Here is an 18212-nt window from a genome sequence, read left to right as displayed (position 1 = left end):
CCGCTCCTGTTCTCCTCAATGTGATACGGAAACACCGTTCGCATTGACCCGCATATTATAGATGTTACCACCCTCATCGGCTGCGGATCTGCCGCCGATCGCTTGATTTGGCGTCAGTGTCCGGCGTTCCCCGTCCGTTGGGGGTTGACGCACATCGATGTCGTTCTGGTCAACCTCATACAGGATTTCCGGGAAGGTGAGGGCTTGAAAATCCGCATCGGGATATTCGTAGGCCTGAAAAGAAAATTCGCCATTCCGGCACCCTGCGACCAGCCAGGCATAAGAGGTTGAGGCGATTTTCTTGCCAACCGGTGCAGGCTGTGTGGACCAACCAGATGCAAGCAGATCCTGTCGAATCGCCTCTAATTTATCGGCGGGTAATGTCTCCACCTTGTCAAAAGGGCGGAACGGTCGGCTGGGATCGGATAAAAACTCCCAGGGGAACCAGTCGCTGGCGGCCACGGTCATGATGCGGCTGCGCAATTGCGCAACAGGTGTCACATCGGCATCAATGTCATAAATGCGGACCTGCACATTCCTGTCGGCGATATAGGTCAGCCGATACCGTTCGCGCCCATCGACGCGACATGCGGTCGCAATGTCTTCGCCGCTGATAAAGGAAAACCATGTGGCGCGACGATTCAGGGGATTGTCGATCTCCCCAGTACTGGTGCAGCCTGTTAAGATTATGATTAGACTCAATAATCCAATGGGGGCTGATCGTAACTTGGTCATTCCTGAATCCTGTTCTGTGGTGTTATTTCGTAAACCCAGTCATGCAGTGCATATGGTCGCTGTGACTCTGGCACGCAAATAGATTTTCACAAAATCAACTTTTGTAATAGACACAGGGTGTTACTTGAAGTATTAAAGATTCGAGGTCAACTGGGGGTTTGTCGAAAGTCACCCCTTAGGACATAGGAAGAATTCCGAAAGACTAAGGTGACATCGTGAAAGTCATAGCAGCATTTCTCTTGGGCTTAGCCCTTGTTTATTCAACTGTTCCTGTGAATCAGGCAGAAGCACGTTATGCATCCATAGTGATTGATGCTGATTCTGGCCGCGTTCTACATGCGACAAATGAAGATGACCGCAATTACCCGGCATCTTTAACCAAAATCATGACCCTTTACATGGCTTTTGATGCCTTGAAACAGGGGAAGATTTCACTGAAAAGCCGGTTGCAGGTTTCCAAGCGCGCATCTGGCATGGCGCCATCGAAACTGGGCCTTAAGCCAGGCCAGACCATCACTCTGGAAGACGCAATATTGGCGCTGGTCACGAAATCCGCCAATGACGTTGCGGTTGTTGTGGCGGAAGCCCTGGGGGGCACTGAAATCAATTTCGCGATCCAAATGACAGAACGCGCCCGCCAATTGGGGATGAGCCGCACCACTTTTAAAAATGCCAGTGGCCTGCCCAATCGGCGCCAGCTGTCCACAGCGCGCGATATGGCCATGCTGGGCCTGCGCATCCGACAGGATTTTCCAGACTACTATGCTTATTTCGCGACGACCCATTTCAAACATGCCGGTCGGACCTTCAAGAACCACAATACCTTGCTGTCATCCTATGAAGGGACGGACGGGATTAAGACCGGCTACATCCGGGCCAGCGGTTTTAATCTGGTCGCGTCGGTTCAGCGCAATGGTCATCGGTTGATCGGCGTTGTTTTCGGCGGCAAGTCCGGCGCATCGCGTGATCAGCATATGCGGAAATTACTGGATGCCGGTTTCCGTCAAATTCTGGATGAATCCCTGCCGCGCAATGACATGGTCGCGGTAAACATGCCCACGAATCAAAAGGTTCAGATCGCCGAAGATCAGGTGCCCCAAGGGGATGCCGCATCGGATGTGGACCTGACGGAATTACAAACCACACGCTGGACGATCCAAGTCGGCGCCTTTAGTCGGTCGGATGCTGCCCGGACTGTCGCACAGCAGGCTGTCACCCGTCTGGGTGATCTGGGCGAAGGGTCGGTTGTGGTGGTGGACACGTCCGGAAAGCTTCATCGCTCCCGCGTGGCTGGCTTTGATAAGCGCAGCGCCTTTGCTGCCTGCAAGATGCTCAAGGCGAAGAAAATGGATTGCATCGTTTTCGCCCCGCAAGGCTGAGCAGAGCGCTGAATGAAGCTTTCGGACATTCCTTTTGGCATTACGACCTGGGCTGATATTCCTGAAACCCGACATCCGGGGGAAACTGGATACGCCACCTGGCGGACCCAGAATTTTGGGGATATCCGCGTTCGAATGGTGACCTACAGCCCCAATTATCTCGCCGACCATTGGTGCCAGAAGGGGCATATCCTCCTGTGTCTGGAAGGCGAATTGCACACGGAACTGGAAGACGGTCGTACCTTTGTCCTGACGCCCGGTATCAGCTATCAAGTTGCCGATCAGGCAGAGCCCCATCGATCCTCCACCGGTGACCGTGGCGCAACGCTGTTTATCGTGGATTAGGGCTTCCCTTGCCCTTTAAAGCCGTTACAAGAAAATAGGCTTATCGCACAGACTCCAAAAAGGGCGTAACGCGGAATGGTGATTGATATCGCGATCGTTCTCGCCGTCATTCTGGCGGGGCTGATGCTTTGGATGCCCCGTGTTCGCCTCTCTAAGACTTGGCGGGCGATGACCACCCCGCTGGCATCCATCATTGGCAGCGGTTTTCTGGTTTTGGGGCCCATTCTGGTCGCGTCCTATGGGATGTATGCGCCGCTGGTAATGGCTGTGTTATGTGCCGGGGCGTATCTTTATGGGACGGCCATCCGCTATAATATCGGTGTTATTGAGACACTGGGCGTCGACCGTGGGCGTGGTATCGATACACTGGAAACTGTCGCATCCGGCGCGCTTGGTTTCGCCTATATCATTTCTGTGGCCTATTACTTAAATCTGTTTGGTGCCTTCGCCGTCAGCCTGACGCCATTGAATACGCCCTTCTACGCCAAGCTTGTGACAACGGCGGTTTATCTGTTGATCGTCACGGTCGGATGGACCCGTGGTTTCAAGTCCCTTGAGCAGATGGAGTATGTCTCCGTTTCGGTAAAACTGGCGATAATCGCAGGGTTGCTGATTGGCTTGGCGATTTTTTTTGAAGACAAGGCGACCCATTCGGGACTGATCTTTAATCCTCTGGTGGAAACCGGATGGGCAGGGATCACGATAGCTTTTGGCTTGATTGTTACGGTTCAGGGTTTCGAGACATCACGGTATCTGGGGGCGGAATACAACAGTCAGATCCGCGCGACATCCATGCGATGGGCCCAATGGGTGTCGACCGGAATTTATGTGATTTATATCGCATTGCTGGCGTATGTGTTCGAACAGGATGCGCTGGTGCTTACAGAGACGGCCATTGTCGACATGATGAAGGTTGTCGCCCCGATCCTGCCATTTCTGCTGGTGGCGGCGGCTCTGGCAGCGCAGTTCAGTGCGGCTGTTGCCGATACCAGCGGATCGGGCGGGCTGATTTCCGAAGTGTCGCACCATCGCATCACCCCCGGTAAAGCCTATGCGCTGTTGACCGGGATAGGCGTGTCGTTGACCTGGACTTCTGGCGTGTTTGATATCATCAGCTACGCTTCCCGCGCCTTTGCCGTCTATTATGCGCTTCAGGCTGGAATTGCCGCTATCAGTGCCGCGAGGGAACGATCCTGGTTCAGGGCTGTAGTTTTCGCGTCTCTGGCAGCTTTGGGCATGCTCATTGTGGTATTTGGGCAATCAGCGGAAGGATAACGGGGTCTTGGATGGCCCTCTGTGATATTTGTTAGTGGCCCTTTTGTTCGCCGGGAACGCGCTGTATCGCTGTCGGCAATAAGACAGTCTGTGTTGAAAGGGTAAAGAATGAAACCGGTTGTGAATGAATTGGGCCAACTCATCGGGCCCGCCGTTCCGAATTTTACACCCCCCCAGCCGCCTACCATTTCAGTCATGACCGGACGGACAGGACGGCTGGAGCGGATTGATCCAGACCGCCATGCCGCAGATCTCCATGCGGCCAATTGCAAGGCGGACGATGCGCGCTATTGGACCTATCTTCCTTATGGTCCCTTTGCGTCAGTGGCAGACTATCGTGCCTGGATGGAAAAGGCATGTCTGGGCACGGATCCCCTGTTCTATGCGGTGATAGATCAGGCGACAGACAAAGCCGTTGGCGTTGCCAGTTATCTGCGCATTGATCCAAAAGTGTCTTCCATAGAAGTCGGGCATATCAATTTTTCCCCCGTGATGCAGCGCAGTGTGCTGTCCACAGAAGCGATGTTTTTGATGATGTCCCATGTATTTGATGACCTGGGATACCGTCGCTATGAATGGAAATGCAATGCCCTGAACGACGCGTCCAAGGCCGCAGCGTTACGCCTGGGCTTCAGCTATGAAGGCACGTTCCGTCAGATGTCGGTTGTTAAGGGTCACAACCGCGACACGGCCTGGTTCTCGCTGTTGGACCGTGAATGGCCTGCGGTGAAGAAGGCATTTCAGGCCTGGCTGGATCCAAAGAATTTTGATGATAAGGGCACACAAAATCAATCGCTTAGCACATTAACTGCAGCAGCGATTGAACAGGTCCAGGCGTCCGACTGATTTTCGGAAGTTGGGTTAGGACTCCGCCTCGGTGGCCGGCGGCTCCTCCGGCATGTTCTTTTGGATCAAATCCAGGATTTTCACCGCCAACTCGTAAGGCATTTCCATTTGGATATTGACCTTCAAGGACGTTGGAAGGGTCGCGCTGCCATTAAATTCCAGAATTTTCTCTGCCATGGGTCTCTCTCATCTCGGGGACTGATCTGGGGAAGATTGTAATTGTCTTATCAGGCCTTGGCTGCGTCGTCGCTGCTGCCTTTGGCGGCGCCGGATTTCTTTGCTTTCGCCGCTTCCGTCTTGGCGGCCTTGCGGGCTTCCGCCTCTGCCTTGCGGCGCTCCGCTTCGTCTCGGCGCATCTTGGCAGCTTCTTCTTTTTGCTTCTGATCCTTATAATCATGAACAGTTTGAAGTATCTGCATCGCCTGATCGTGCGGCAATTCCAAATCAATACGGATACGAATGTGACCGTTGGGGCTGTCTGACCCAATTAATTCAATAATTTCATCACTCATACAGGAATGCCTCCCAGGCGGTTTTTTTATCCCGATCAGTTTATACGGATTTCCCGGACTTCACCACATTATGATTTTATCTATATTTATCAATATGTTATATATTAATTAAAAATTAAGGAAATAGCGGGTGCTATATCAGTAATCGTTTTAGGTGCTCATAAGGCTATTTAAGTAACATAATTCGAAAAAAAGATAGAGCATGGAAACTCTTGCAATAGTAAGTGACTTTCATTTAACTTGTCTTGCGAATCATGGCGCGGAAGCCGATTCGAATTTGGGGTATCCGGCGATGTGCGCCGCAAAGGTTTAAACTGGCAGCTTTCAAAAGCTGAAGTCGTTAGCAGAGTGTCTGGTTAATCGCCCGGATGGGGCGAAGACCGGGCGGTCCGATGAAGGGGGACATCGATGTCCGATAGTATTCAGCACAAGATCAGTCGGGTCCGCCCGCCGCGCGTTCAGATCACCTATGATGTGGAAATCGGCAATGCGATCCAGATGAAGGAATTGCCTTTCGTCATGGGGATCATCTCTGATCTGTCCGGCAAGCCGTCAGAGCCTTTGCCGAAGATGAAAGAGCGCAAATTCGTCGAAATTGATCGCGATAACTTCAACGATATTCTGGCCAGCATCAAGCCGCGCCTTGCCTTCCAGGTCGATAATAAAATGGCTGAGGAAGACAGCAAAGACGGTGGCAAGATGAATGTCGAGCTGAACTTTCGCTCGCTGGAAGATTTTGAGCCCGTTCAGGTCGTCAAGCAGATCGAGCCACTGCGCAAGCTGTATGAGGCCCGTCAGCGGTTAAGCGACCTTCTGACCAAGCTGGATGGCAATGACGATCTGGAAGCGCTGTTGCGTGAAATGGTCGGCGACGCGGACAAGCAAAAGGAAGTTAAGAAGCTTCTGGAAGATTCTAAGGGCAAGTAAGCTCGTAGGCTGGGTTTAACGCCACAATATGGCGGCATGGATATATCCGGACCCGAAAAGGGGACCCGATAAAGGGGAATTAGGATGGCGGACAAGACCGAGGAACTCAACGCACTCGAACAGATTATGGTCGAGGGGAAGCTGGCGCGGGACGAGGGGCAAAAGGCTTATGCCCAGGACCTGATCGGGGAGTTCATAGATTCTGTTGTTGAGTCGGGCACGGATGTGTCCAGTGACACGGTCGCGTCGATCAATCAGAAGATCGCGGAAATTGATGCGCTGATCACTGAACAGTTGAACGAAGTCATGCATCAGCCGGACTTCCAAAAGCTGGAAGCAAGCTGGCGTGGCCTGCATTTCCTGGTCATGGGAACGGAAACCGGTACCCAGCTTAAGCTGCGTGTGCTGAACACGTCTTCCAAGGACTTGCTGGCAGATCTGGAAAAGGCGGTTGAATTTGACCAGTCCGCCTTGTTCAAAATGATCTACGAAGAAGAATATGGCACATTTGGCGGCCATCCCTATAGCTGCCTGATGGCAGATTTTGAATTCGGTCGCCATCCTCAGCAATTCGCACTGATGGAAAAGCTGGCGGAAGTCGCGGCGGCAGCGCATGCGCCAATGATCGCCTCGGCGTCACCGCGCATGTTCGATATGGACAGCTTTACCGATCTGGGCACGCCGCGCGATCTGTCGAAGATTTTTGAAAGCGCTGAAATGATCAAATGGCGCAGCTTCCGCGACAGCGAAGACAGCCGCTATATGGTGCTGACGCTGCCCCATACGCTGATGCGTTTGCCCTATGGCCCCAATACGGTGCCGGTTGAAGGCATCGATTTCTCAGAAGATGTCGACGGGCGCGATCATTCCAAATATCTGTGGGGCAGTGCCGCCTGGGCGATGGCCCAGCGTATCACCAATGCGTTCTCGCTGTATGGCTGGACGGCGGCAATTCGCGGTGTTGAAGGCGGTGGCGTGGTCAAGGGCCTGCCGACCCATACCTTCAAGACTGATGAGGGCGATATTGCCCTGAAATGTCCGACGGAAATTGCCATTACCGATCGCCGTGAAAAGGAATTGTCGGACCTTGGCTTTATTGCCCTATGTCACTGTAAGGGAACGGACTATGCCGCATTCTTTGGTGGTCAGACAGTTCAGAAACCCAAGAAGTACAATCTGGACTCCGCCAATGCCAATGCGGCCCTGTCGGCACGCCTGCCTTACATCATGGCGGCCTCTCGCTTCGCCCATTACATGAAGGCGATTATGCGCGACAAGGTCGGCAGCTTCCTGACCGCAGCCAATGTTGAAGAATATCTGAACACCTGGATCGCAAATTACGTGCTGCTGACCGATGATGCGCCCCAGAATACCAAGGCACGGTTCCCCTTACGGGAAGCGCGGGTTGATGTTCGCGAAATTCCGGGCAAGCCGGGGGCGTACAATGCGACGGTATTCCTGAAGCCGCATTTCCAGTTGGAAGAACTGACCGCATCGGTTCGCCTGGTCGCGGAACTGCCGCCGCCTGCTGCTTAATTGAATGATCGGGTTGTTTGGCCCGGGACACGCGGCGGCGGATGCCACCGCATCGACACGATGAGATAAGGAAAAGGCGCAATGGACGTATTGGTCATTAAAATCGACGGGGTCGAAGGTGAGGCGACCTTAGAAGGCTTTGAAAAGCAAATCATGTGCCTGGCCTTCAGTCATTCGGTGCACAATCACCTGCATACCGATGTATCCAATGTTGGGCGCGCCCGTGGTCGTGTGGAACACAGTGATTTCACGATCACCAAATATGCCGACAAGTCTTCTCCCCTGCTGAATTACAAATGCTGCATCGGCGCGAATTTGGGCCAGGTGACATTCACGGTGCTGCGCGCCTCTGGTGAGAAGGCGCATGTCCCTCAAATGATCTATACGCTGGAAAACACCATGGTCTCCAATGTCTCCATCGGGGGCGGCGGCGATGACACGCCGGTTGAAACTGTCAGCCTGAACTATACCAAGATCAAATGGGAAGTGAAGGTTCAGTCGGAAGACATGAAGGAACCAGGGTCCATCGCGTCCGAATGGGATGTGACCGTAAACAAGGGTGCGGATGCGTAACGCCCACCAGAGCAAATCCCGAGACAACGGAATCGTTTGCGAGGACGTATTTGCTGAAAAAATAAATGGTTAGAGTGTCATGTGTGAGCTTATGCGAACGCATGATGCTCTAGCCGATCAGGCACGGATGGGACTGGGTAATGGGCGCTGCCTTAAATGAAAATGTCGAGTGGAGAAATGTTCCAGCCAATGTGCGCAGAACCTTCAAGGGGAAAAAAGCGCGGCGTATCCTGTTGAAGGCGAACACCACCGTTTTCACCCTGTCCAAGCATGCAAACTTCCATCATGGCGCACAGTATGGTGTGCCGGTATTGTGGTCCCCGTATAAGCCGCTGAAGTCTGATCCAGGCTTTGATGCGCGCCACAAACTGGCATCGGCATCGGGCGGTCAGTCGCGCCGGGATATCTTCAGGGGCATTTCGGCCTATTCTGGTTCGAAGGTTGGTGATCGCTATGCCGTGGCCATAAAGCTGCGGGTACCGGTTTGGGGCTTTATAGGGGAAATTGAGCCTGTCGGCCTGGGGGCGGCTGCGATCAAGCAGCCTGGGTCCATGGCGGGAGGTGGCGGGATTGGCGGCGCTGCATCTCTGTCAGCCGGATTGATGTCCTTTGGCGCGATGGGTGGTTCTTCGGCGAACGCGTCCAGTAATTCCGGTTCTGCGCACAGCTTCTTGCAAATATACATTCCGGGTCTTGATCCGGGGGTGTCGATGAAGCGCATTAAAGCGCACGACCTTATCGTAGCCTGACGTCTGGAAAGGGGGAGAGCATGCGATCCCTCCGCACGAAAAAGGGGGCTTTGGCCCCACTGTTTGACCGTCTGACAGACGATGATCCAGGTGTTCCCAATGAACCTGTGCCCCGGCGATATCTTGACCTGGATGGGCTTGCAGACTCCGTGCGCGGCGAGATTCACACCCTGTTGAACACGCGCTGTGGTTGGAGCGAATCAGAGATAGATTATGATAATCGGGGCGTGCCAGATTATGGCCTGATTGATCTTGCTCATCTGTTCACAGCAAACCCACGGGATCGTGACAAGGTCGCGCGCCATGTGGCCCGCACCATCGCCGCCTATGAACCCAGGATGACCCGTGTGAATGTTGTTGTCGAAGCCATTCAAAAAGAAACCGGCCAACTGAGCCTGCGCATCGAAGGGGGGCTGAAATTTGGTGATGTGATCGAACCGATTTCCTTCCCCTTGAAGATCGATGGCGGTGGGCATGACGGGAGTGGGTATTGATGGCCGGTAAGTCCACACGCGATGCCCTGTTAGGGCATTATCAGCGGGAATTAGGATATCTGCGCCGCATGGGCAATGCGTTTGCTGAGACCTATCCCAAGATTGCCGGTCGGTTGGAATTTGGCGGCTCTGAATCCGCTGACCCCCATGTCGAGCGCTTGATTGAGAGTTTCGCGTTTCTGACCGGACGCATTCAGCAGAACATTGATGCCGAATTTCCGCAGATCCCCCAGGCCTTGTTGGGCATTCTGTATCCACAATTTGTTGATCCGATTCCGTCCATGACCATTGCGCGTTTCAATGTCGATAGCGCGCGGGGCAAGATGACCAGCGGCTATAATGTGCCCAAAGGCAGTGATCTCTATGCGACTGCGCCAAATGGGATGAGCTGTCGCTTCAGAACGGTTTATCCGGTCGAACTGTGGCCCATTTCAGTTACTCAGGCCGGAATAGAATCAACAGATCGCTATGACTTTCTGGATGCGCAGACGGATGTGAATGCCGTGTTGCGATTGCGGATTACGGCAGAGGCCGACCCGCTGCGCGCGTTGGAAATGGATCGGTTGCGGTTCCATATCCATGCCGACCGGGTATTGGCCGACAGTTTGTATGAATTATTGTTCGTGAATGCAAAAGGCGTCGCACTGATCGCAGATGGGGAAACGAAGAAGCCTGTCATGCTAGGGCCTGCGGCGATCAGCCCTGTCGGGTTCGAACGCGATGAAGCCGTAATCGATGTACCCGGTCACGGACAACCAGCTTATCATTTGTTGCGGGAGTATTTCACCTTCTCAGAGAAATTCCTGTATTTCGATATCGATGGTCTGGCCTCGGCGCAGGCGGATCAGGTATTGGATATCTTGATTTTGCTGGATGTGCCGCCGCCGCGCAGCGTAACGGTGGAGCCGGGGAATTTTCAGCTATTCACAACGCCCATCGTCAATCTGTTCAGCAAGACGTCAGAGCCGATCCGCATTGATGGGCGGGAGTCTGAATATCGCCTTGTCGGGGATCGTCGGCGCGAACTGACGACGGAAATCCACTCTATCCGCTCTGTCACTGCCAGCAATCAGGAACAGGCGGATGCGTTCCGGGTGGAACCGTTCTTTTCCTTCAATCATGCCGCATACAGCCGCAATTCCCGTGCCTTCTGGTATGCAAGGCGGGATATGACCGGCCAGTCTGATATGCCCGGCACCGATATCTATCTAAGTTTTGTCGATCTGGACTATCGCCCGACTATGCCCGCGACGACGACCCTGTTTGCCCATACCTGGTGCACCAATCGTGGATTGGCCGAACAATTGCGCCCCGGTGCGATTTTGCAAACAGAAATGGGGGCCCCGGTCTCTGGCATCACGGCATTGTACAAACCAACGCCCCAGATTGAGCCACCGATTGGGGGGGAGACCCTGTGGCGCCTGGTGTCGCATCTGTCCTTGAACTATCTGTCCCTCAGTCAGTTTGAAGGATCGCTGACGGCGTTACAGGAAATACTGCGTCTATATGCCAATGACAGAACGGCGGGTACGGAACAACAGATCAACGGCATTGTGGATATGCAATGTCGTCGCGCTGTCGCCCGCATGGGACCGGATGCCTGGCGCGGCTTTGCCCGGGGGGTTGAGGTCATCCTGACGGTTGATGAACGTGCCTATGTCGGGTCCAGCGCGATCCTGCTGGCCTCGGTTCTGGACAGGTTTTTGGGGCTGTATGCCTCGGTCAATTCATTCTCTAAATTATCCGTGCAATCCGTTCAACGAGAAGGGGTCTGGAAGGAATGGCCAGCAAGAGCCGGCGATCAGTTCCTCCTCTGATCGAGGAATTGCGCGACCGTCCCTATCGCTTTGATTTCTATCAGGCGGTGCGGACGACAGAATTGATGCGCGGTGTCGGGATTGATCCCGACAGCGAATTCGTTCCTGTGGGGGAGGGGGCGGACCCCCGTAAGGAAGCGGTGCACTTCAATGCCGATCCCTCGCTGGCTTTTCCACCCAGTTCAATCAAATCCTACCATCCGCAATCGCTGGACAAGCCTGATGAGATGATGATCCGGTTCATGGGGCTGGCCGGGGCGATGGGACCCTTGCCGCGTCCACTGACAGAACGGTTGATCCAGCGCGTGTCCAAGAAAGATACGGCCTGGCGGGCGTTTCTGGATATCTTCAACCATCGTCTGGCCTCCCTGATGGTGCGGGTGCGCAAGGCGCATCGGATTGGGCTGGACACGCGCCCCCCCCATCGAACCCTGATCGCAAAATTCCTGCGCAGCTTTATCGGCCTTGGCACTGATGGTCTGGACGAGCGGATGTCGGTCAGCGATCGCTCCTTGTTGCGCTATGCCGGTCTATTGGTGCATCGCCCCCGCACCGCGTTGGGGCTGCAAAGCATGGTGGCGGATTATTATGGGCTGCCGGTTAAGGTGAAACAGTTTGTTGGCGATTGGGTGCGCCTGGAACCCGGTCAGGAAACTGTCATAGGGGGGCGTCTGGGCGGTCTGTCCGGGCGCAACAATGCGTTGGGGACAGCGGCGTTTCTGGGCAGTCGCTATTGGGACCAGCAATCCGGATTGGAGTTGCAAATCGGCCCGCTGGACCGTGAAACTTTTGAAAGCTTCCTTCCCGGCGGGGCCTGTCATCGACCGCTTTTGTCCATGGTCATGTTCTATGTTTCACCGGAATACAATTTTTCTGCCCGTCTGATCGCCCAACAGGATGCGGTGCCAGCCAGCCGCCTGGGCGGGGATTTACGACTGGGATGGACCAGTTGGCTGCGCAGCACGCCCTCAGAAGCCCCGGATTCCCAGGTCATGATCAAGGTTCGCGGCCATGAGGCATTGAGCGAGATTTAGTATCTAAATTTACATTTAAGATTGATGATTTTTATTAAAACTGGCAGCGTAGACATTGAAAAATACTAAAAGTAGCATCTTTCAAGAAGAAATTTTCGGGGGGGTATCAAAATGGATGCATTGGCTGACATAAAAAAGTGGGCTTCTGAATATGCACAGCGGTATGGCAATTTGAAGCTGGAGTGGAGTGATTATTGGGATATTGAACTAGATTATGAAGAGACGTGGCCGAATAATTCAAAGCCGGGTTGTTATTTTATTTTTAATGACGGTATGGAGCTACTTTATATTGGGAAAGCTAGTCATATTGGAGCACGTTTAAGTTCATATTTTAGATTTGATGAAACAAGAACAAAAGGTGTGGCAAAAAACATTGAATCATGGAGTAGTCCTCCACGATTTATTGTAACTGTAGGATTAGAGCATTCCTACGAGGCTCCTTCGTTGGAAGAGTATTTACTTATTCACTTAAAAACATCAGACAATAAATTGTGGCAGAGCAGCAAGACGGGGGAAAACGTCTTGTAACGAATGAGATTTTTCTTGTGACTTAAAGCGAATGTTATCTTGATCTAGTAAGGATTAGTGAGGTGAAAATAAGCTTTAATAGAATTCTTTAGCACTTAAAGAATTTTTCAAACGCTGCCAGGGTGTCGGTCGGATTTTCTTCTGCCAGGAAATGACCGGATTCGATGGCATGACCTTCGGGGACGACAGCACGGTCGCGCCAGGTTTCCAGGACATCATAATGCGTGTGCATCGGGGCTTTCGCACCCCATAGGACCAGCAGGGGGCAGGTGATTTTCTGGTCCAGATCCGCTTCGTCATGGATCAAGTCAATTCCGGCCCCGGCGCGGTAATCCTCGCAACTGGCATGGATGACGGCAGGGTTGGAAAAGGCGGCTTCGTATTCCGCCTGGGCGGTGGGGTCAAAAAAGCTCAGGCCACTTTGGCTCAATCCGCCCGCCTTATGGCGGAAATAATAGATCGGATCTGCACCGATCAGGGTTTCCGGATAGGGTGCAGGCTGGGCCAGAAAATACCAGTGATAATAGGCCTGGGCGACGGCCTGGGTCGCGGTCTTAAATAGGGTGCGCGTCGGAATAATGTCCAGCACCGCTGCACGGATCACAGCATCAGGATGGTCCAGGCACAGCCGGTGCGTCACGCGCCCCCCGCGATCATGCCCCGCGACCTGAAACTGGTCATGACCCAGTTGCGCCATCAGGGCCACCATATCCGCCGCAACCGCCCGTTTGGAATAGGGCAGGTGATCCGCGTCGGTTTCTGGGGTGTCGGATGCACCATAACCACGCAGATCCGGACAGATGACGGTGAAATTGCGCGCCAGGGGACCGGCAATCTTGTGCCACATCGCGCCTGTCTGGGGATAGCCATGCAGCAGCAGTAAGGGGGGGCCATTGCCCCCAATGCGGCATTTCAGGGTCATATTATCTGCAAGACTGTGTGAAACGGTTATCCGGTCTTCACGAAAGCCAGGGAACAGATCTGTCATTATTCATCCCTTTCCAGATCACAACTTGGCAGGTTTCGCGCGCCCGCTATTGGCCAGCATCAGGCCGGGTAAAACAAAGGCGGCCCCGATCCAATGATAGATCTGGGGTACTTCACCCAGCAACAGCCATGCAAGACCTGCGCTGTATAGCGGCATCATGTACAAAAACAGACTTGTGCGGCTGGCCCCCAATGTCCGCTGAACAAATCCATGCAGCTGATAGGCCCCAAAGGAGGCGAAGACCGCCAGTATCGCAACCCATCCAAAGACATCCCAACCCCAGTCGGGAGATTGACCCTGCATTGTTTCCCAGACCGTGAAGGGGGCCAGGATAATGATCCCGGCCAGGACGATGGCACCAAGGCGTGTTGTCAGACCCATTTCACTGGGGCGGTGGCGCAGCAGAACTGAATACAGCGCCCAACTGATCATAGAGGCCAGAATCCAGATGTCGCCTTCTGTAAACGACAGGGACAGGAGGACATTTAAATCCGCACGGGTAATAATAATCATGACCCCGGTCAGGCTCAGAATCATCCCCACAATGCCCAGGCGGCGGACCTGTTCCTTATAAATCAAGGCCGATAGCAATGTGATCAGAACGGGAGAGGCGGAATAGATCAGGCCGATATTAACCGCTGATGTGGTATCCGCTGCGATGTAAACAAAGGCCCCGCATATCCCCATACCAAGGCCACCCAGAACCAGCAGGTCTTTCCATTCCCGCATAATGGCACCCCGTCGCACCCATAACCGCCCCCCAACAAGGGGCAGCAACAGCAGGAAGGTTGCCACCCAGCGCAGGAAGGCGAGATGCACCGGCGGGATGAAATCCGCCGTCGCCTTTGCAACCAGGATATTGGTGGCAAAGAAGATGGGAACGACAAATAACAGGATGGTTGCCAGACGTTCGTCAGAAAGGCCCGGAATGATACCTGTGGGGGGATGGATTCTATCGGTCATTGCATCTGTTTACAGGCATTTACCGCGATGCAAAAGCGCCGATGGTTCCTTGGATTTGTGTGCGCCGGGAACACATCGCGCCCCGGCTCAAGCAAATCGATCCGGGTAATCCGTGAAGATCGTCTCGCATCCCAGGGCGAACAGACGCTCCGCGTCGGCTGGGTCATTGACGGTATAGACGCGAAATGGGACGCCAGCATCCCGGAATGCAGCGGCGTGGCGGTCACTTAACTTCTTGGCGCTGACATGGGCAGCGGACGCGCCTAAACGCATGTGATGGTCGTGCCAGTCTTCGGGAATGTTCCACCACAGGATGGCCCGGTCTACCTGTGGGGCGACCTTCATTGCTTCCTCCAGAGCCTCAAGAGAGAAGGAGGAGAGCAGGGCTGGCGGCAGGCTGGCTGGCCACAATTGGGCTGTTTGGGCCGCGACGATCTGTCCGGTGCGGCGTTCATGACCGGTGACGGGCTTGATTTCCACATTCGCCCCCAGCCCCAGCGATGTCAGTTCTGCGATGGTCTGATCAAAACTGGGAATAGCGGTCCCTTTAAATTCTGGCCCAAACCATGCCCCCGCATCCAACCGACGCAATTCGACGAAGGATTTTTCTGACACCAGCCCTGTGCCGTTTGTAGTCCTGTCCAGCGTATCGTCGTGATGCAGCACGACCACCTCGTCCATTGACAGCATGCAGTCGAATTCAACCCAGCGCGCGCCAAGCTCTTTGGCCTTCTTTAATCCCGGAATTGTATTTTCGGGGGCATGGGCTGCGGCCCCGCGATGACCAATCATGCGGGGAACATCCGTGCGGGGGGCTGTGGAATTAGATGTCATTTAAAAACCTTACTGTTATGGCTGCTTACAGAAGATCAGCATAGCGATCATCTGGCAATTCATAGGCACCATTTTCGATGTGGAAATAGGATAAGTCCCGGTCTTCTGTCTGCATGCGCCAGGTGATAAGGCGCTGGGCCATGTCCAGCATTGCCGCCTGATAGGCAGGATCAGCCGCGCGATTGACCAATTGATATGGGTCTTCTTGAAGGTCATAGAACAAGGGCGGTAAGGCGGCGAAGTGGACATATTTATATCGATCCGATCGGATCACCGTCAGGCTGCATTCGTCTGTTCTAAGGCCCAGGGCCTGTTCCGCAGTTCGCGCGACAGGATCGCCAAAATCAAATTCAATATGGGCTTCTGTCCGCCAGTTTTCGGGTGTTTGCCCTGCCAGCCATGATGATAGGGGTTTGCCGTCAACCTGGCGCGGGATGGGGGCACCAAGGGCGTGTAGAATGGTTGGTGTCACATCAACGGATTCTGTAAAGGCCTGAACCTTGCGCCCTCGCCCGGCCTTCGCTTCCGGTCTTGGGTCCCGGATGATCAGTGGCACGCGATAACTTTCGTCAAAAAAACCGGTCTTGGAAAACAGCCAATGATCGCCGGATTGTTCCCCATGATCGGATGTGAGGACGATCAGGGTCTGGTCATATTCGCCACTTTCCTTCAGGCGATCCAGGATGCGGGTGAAATTATCCTCCACCTCGTTGATCATGCCGTAATAGGTCGCGCGCAATTGACGTTTTTCCGCGTCTGACAGGGCGGTTGCGGCGGTTTTCTGACCCACCACCATTTTCTCCACCAGGGCGGAATTCGTGTCATAGGTCGCCAGGTGATGCTTCAACCACGGATGAACATCCCCTTCCTTTTCCGGGCTGACGGCACGGTTGGGCATTGGGACAGCATCGGCATCATACCGCGCATTGTAAGGGGCGGGCGCGATGAAGGGGGGATGCGGGCTGATATAGGTCACATGGGCAAAAAATGGCTTTCCCTGGCGTGCATCCAGATAGTCCAGAACCGCATTGGTCAGGAAGGCCGTGTTGCTGTCTTCCGCCTTGAACCGCGCGGGGGCAAAGCTGGCAGGTTTATCCTCATATCCTTCTGAGGGTCGGAATATGTCCCAAGGCCGCTGCGGCAGGGTGTATCCCTTTTTCTTGAGGTCCGCGAACCAGGGGCCGAAGTCTTCATCCAGCCGGCATAGTCGGGTCATCCCTGGCAGAACACCTTCGTAGGAATTGAACACGGGGTCGCGGTGATCCGCCCCCCGTGGATCGGGTGAGATGTCGGTGTAGCCAAACAGGACAGGATCAAAATTCAGCTTGCGGGCTTCCAGCGCGACATTGGTGAAACGTCGGTCCAGTGGTGTGCCGTTGCGCAAGGCACGGTTCTTGTGCTGATAGGTGCCGGTTAACAGAGCACTGCGCCCCGGTCCACAGGGACAAGTGACCGACCAGTGGTTCGCGAAATGGGTCGCATCCTGGCAGAAGGCATCCAGATTCGGCGTACGCAAAACCGGATGATCCATCGCCGACAGACAATCCCATCGCCATTGATCGAAGGTCACGAATAGGACGTTTTTGACAGCGCTCATAGGGGCTCAATTCACATATGGGTTACGAAAGCCAGGCCACCCCATCATGATTTGATTGCCATCCTATGACGATTTCTAAGATTTACATCACTCTTGGCGCCAGGCTGGCAATATAGGCGACATAGGCCAGTATCAATACCGCCCCTGTGGCGCGACCGATTTTACAATTCTTCAACAACATAACAGTGACGAAAAGCGTCGCCGCCAGCATCACCCAAAGATCGATGTTCCGGATATCCGGCTCCACGACAAGGGTGGAAACCATAGAGGTAATCCCCAGTATCGAGAGAACATTAAAGACACAAGAGCCCAGAACATTCGCAATCGCCACATCGGTATGTTTACGATAGGCCGCAACGGCGGTTGCTGCCAGTTCGGGCAAAGACGTCCCCAGGGCAACGATTGTCAGGCCGATGACGGTTTCTGGAACACCGAAACTCTCCGCGATTCCAATGGCACCTTTGACCATCAAATCGGCACCAACGACTAGGCCAACCAGGCCCAGCGCTGTAAACAGAAAGATCAAAGGCACCGATGTCGGGGCGCTTTCCAACTCTTCCAGTTCCTCAACTTCTCGCTCATGCAGCTTTCGTGAGGCCTGATCTTTCTTATCATTAAAATAGGTCGCACCCAGATAAATCAGCAACAAGCCAACCATTATGATGCCATGCCACCATTCAATCTGGCCATACATCCCAAGGGCAACCAGAATGACGGCGGAAAAAACCATCATGCCGGCATCCCGCTTGGCCGCGGCAAGCCCACAGGTCAGCGGCCACATGACAGCGCCAACACCCAGTATCAGCAGCAGATTTGAAATATTGGAGCCAACGACATTCCCAATCGCCAGGCCACTTTTACCGGCAAGGGCTGCTTGGACTGTAACCACCAGTTCAGGTGCTGATGTTCCAAACCCCACCACAGTCAAGCCAATCACTGCGGGAGAGACACCCAGAAACCTGGCCAGTCCCACCGCGCCGCGCACCGTCAATTCGCCCCCAACGAAAAGTATGGCGAGACCGGCGACCAGAAATATTATGTCCATAAAAGATCAAGACCTCGTGTAATGTTTGCAGATGG

Annotated in this window: 20 protein-coding genes; 12 read left to right on the top strand and 8 right to left on the bottom strand. The window is 54.0% G+C overall.

The features are described from left to right. Positions 1–15: 15 nt before the first annotated feature. Positions 16–735, bottom strand: coding sequence for a hypothetical protein (locus tag ACOSDM_RS14830; protein WP_420725324.1), 720 nt, complete (start codon positions 733–735; stop codon positions 16–18). Positions 736–1040: 305 nt separating this feature from the next. Between ACOSDM_RS14830 and ACOSDM_RS14825 the strand changes: the two genes are divergently transcribed. The 4 genes from ACOSDM_RS14825 to ACOSDM_RS14810 all read left to right on the top strand — a co-directional run bounded on the left by ACOSDM_RS14825 (position 1041) and on the right by ACOSDM_RS14810 (position 4580). Then, positions 1041–2114, top strand: coding sequence for a serine hydrolase (locus ACOSDM_RS14825; protein ID WP_420725323.1), 1074 nt, complete (start codon positions 1041–1043; stop codon positions 2112–2114). A 12-nt stretch (positions 2115–2126) separates the two neighbouring features. After that, a complete protein-coding gene (locus ACOSDM_RS14820) occupies positions 2127–2459 on the top strand; it encodes a DHCW motif cupin fold protein (RefSeq protein WP_420725322.1) in 333 nt (110 codons plus the stop codon). Between the two features lie 75 nt (positions 2460–2534). After that, entirely contained in the window at positions 2535–3734 is a 1200-nt protein-coding gene (locus tag ACOSDM_RS14815; protein WP_420725321.1) for a hypothetical protein, read from the top strand. Between the two features lie 108 nt (positions 3735–3842). Further along, positions 3843–4580, top strand: a complete 738-nt coding sequence (locus tag ACOSDM_RS14810; protein ID WP_420725320.1) for a GNAT family N-acetyltransferase — start codon at positions 3843–3845, stop codon at positions 4578–4580. Between the two features lie 15 nt (positions 4581–4595). Here the strand turns inward: ACOSDM_RS14810 and ACOSDM_RS14805 are convergent, their stop codons facing one another. Both ACOSDM_RS14805 and ACOSDM_RS14800 read right to left on the bottom strand, forming a co-directional pair. Continuing rightward, positions 4596–4757: a hypothetical protein gene (locus ACOSDM_RS14805; RefSeq protein ID WP_420725319.1), complete on the bottom strand. Its 162-nt coding sequence runs from the start codon at positions 4755–4757 to the stop codon at positions 4596–4598. Positions 4758–4807: 50 nt separating this feature from the next. Further along, a complete protein-coding gene (locus tag ACOSDM_RS14800) occupies positions 4808–5092 on the bottom strand; it encodes a hypothetical protein (RefSeq protein ID WP_420725318.1) in 285 nt (94 codons plus the stop codon). 408 nt (positions 5093–5500) lie between these two features. Between ACOSDM_RS14800 and tssB the strand changes: the two genes are divergently transcribed. The 8 genes from tssB to ACOSDM_RS14760 all read left to right on the top strand — a co-directional run bounded on the left by tssB (position 5501) and on the right by ACOSDM_RS14760 (position 12750). Continuing rightward, entirely contained in the window at positions 5501–6019 is a 519-nt protein-coding gene (tssB, locus tag ACOSDM_RS14795; RefSeq protein ID WP_420725317.1) for a type VI secretion system contractile sheath small subunit, read from the top strand. Between the two features lie 84 nt (positions 6020–6103). After that, entirely contained in the window at positions 6104–7555 is a 1452-nt protein-coding gene (gene tssC, locus ACOSDM_RS14790; protein ID WP_420725316.1) for a type VI secretion system contractile sheath large subunit, read from the top strand. Between the two features lie 81 nt (positions 7556–7636). Then, the gene (locus ACOSDM_RS14785; RefSeq protein WP_420725315.1) at positions 7637–8128 is read left to right on the top strand and encodes an Hcp family type VI secretion system effector; all 492 of its coding nucleotides are present in this window, start codon (positions 7637–7639) and stop codon (positions 8126–8128) included. Between the two features lie 140 nt (positions 8129–8268). Further along, positions 8269–8877 (top strand): hypothetical protein, encoded by a 609-nt coding sequence (locus ACOSDM_RS14780; protein ID WP_420725314.1) that lies wholly within the window; start codon positions 8269–8271, stop codon positions 8875–8877. A 20-nt stretch (positions 8878–8897) separates the two neighbouring features. Further along, positions 8898–9371, top strand: a complete 474-nt coding sequence (gene tssE, locus ACOSDM_RS14775; protein ID WP_420725313.1) for a type VI secretion system baseplate subunit TssE — start codon at positions 8898–8900, stop codon at positions 9369–9371. Continuing rightward, positions 9371–11188: a type VI secretion system baseplate subunit TssF gene (tssF, locus tag ACOSDM_RS14770; protein ID WP_420725312.1), complete on the top strand. Its 1818-nt coding sequence runs from the start codon at positions 9371–9373 to the stop codon at positions 11186–11188. The genes tssE and tssF overlap by 1 nt, the downstream gene beginning before the upstream one ends. Further along, positions 11152–12222, top strand: a complete 1071-nt coding sequence (tssG, locus tag ACOSDM_RS14765) for a type VI secretion system baseplate subunit TssG (RefSeq protein WP_420725311.1) — start codon at positions 11152–11154, stop codon at positions 12220–12222. Before tssF ends, tssG begins: the two co-directional genes overlap by 37 nt. Positions 12223–12333: 111 nt before the next feature. Then, positions 12334–12750 carry a GIY-YIG nuclease family protein gene (locus tag ACOSDM_RS14760; protein WP_420725310.1) on the top strand — a complete coding sequence of 139 codons (417 nt, stop codon included), beginning with the start codon at positions 12334–12336 and terminating at the stop codon, positions 12748–12750. 88 nt (positions 12751–12838) lie between these two features. Here the strand turns inward: ACOSDM_RS14760 and ACOSDM_RS14755 are convergent, their stop codons facing one another. From ACOSDM_RS14755 to ACOSDM_RS14735, 5 genes are all read right to left on the bottom strand, one after another. After that, positions 12839–13738 carry an alpha/beta fold hydrolase gene (locus tag ACOSDM_RS14755; protein ID WP_420725309.1) on the bottom strand — a complete coding sequence of 300 codons (900 nt, stop codon included), beginning with the start codon at positions 13736–13738 and terminating at the stop codon, positions 12839–12841. A gap of 18 nt (positions 13739–13756) precedes the next feature. Next, positions 13757–14701: a DMT family transporter gene (locus ACOSDM_RS14750; RefSeq protein ID WP_420725308.1), complete on the bottom strand. Its 945-nt coding sequence runs from the start codon at positions 14699–14701 to the stop codon at positions 13757–13759. Positions 14702–14788: 87 nt separating this feature from the next. Next, on the bottom strand, positions 14789–15535 hold the full coding sequence (gene ugpQ, locus ACOSDM_RS14745; protein WP_420725307.1) for a glycerophosphodiester phosphodiesterase: 747 nt from the start codon (positions 15533–15535) through the stop codon (positions 14789–14791). 25 nt (positions 15536–15560) lie between these two features. After that, complete coding sequence (locus ACOSDM_RS14740; RefSeq protein WP_420725306.1) at positions 15561–17132, bottom strand: alkaline phosphatase family protein; 1572 nt, start codon at positions 17130–17132, stop codon at positions 15561–15563. Positions 17133–17214: 82 nt separating this feature from the next. After that, positions 17215–18177 (bottom strand): calcium/sodium antiporter, encoded by a 963-nt coding sequence (locus tag ACOSDM_RS14735; protein ID WP_420725305.1) that lies wholly within the window; start codon positions 18175–18177, stop codon positions 17215–17217. Positions 18178–18212 lie beyond the last annotated feature (35 nt).

The organism is Hwanghaeella sp. LZ110, assembly GCF_048892525.1.
Lineage (GTDB): Bacteria > Pseudomonadota > Alphaproteobacteria > UBA8366 > Aestuariispiraceae > Pacificispira.
This window is presented reverse-complemented; position numbering and strand designations above follow the sequence as displayed.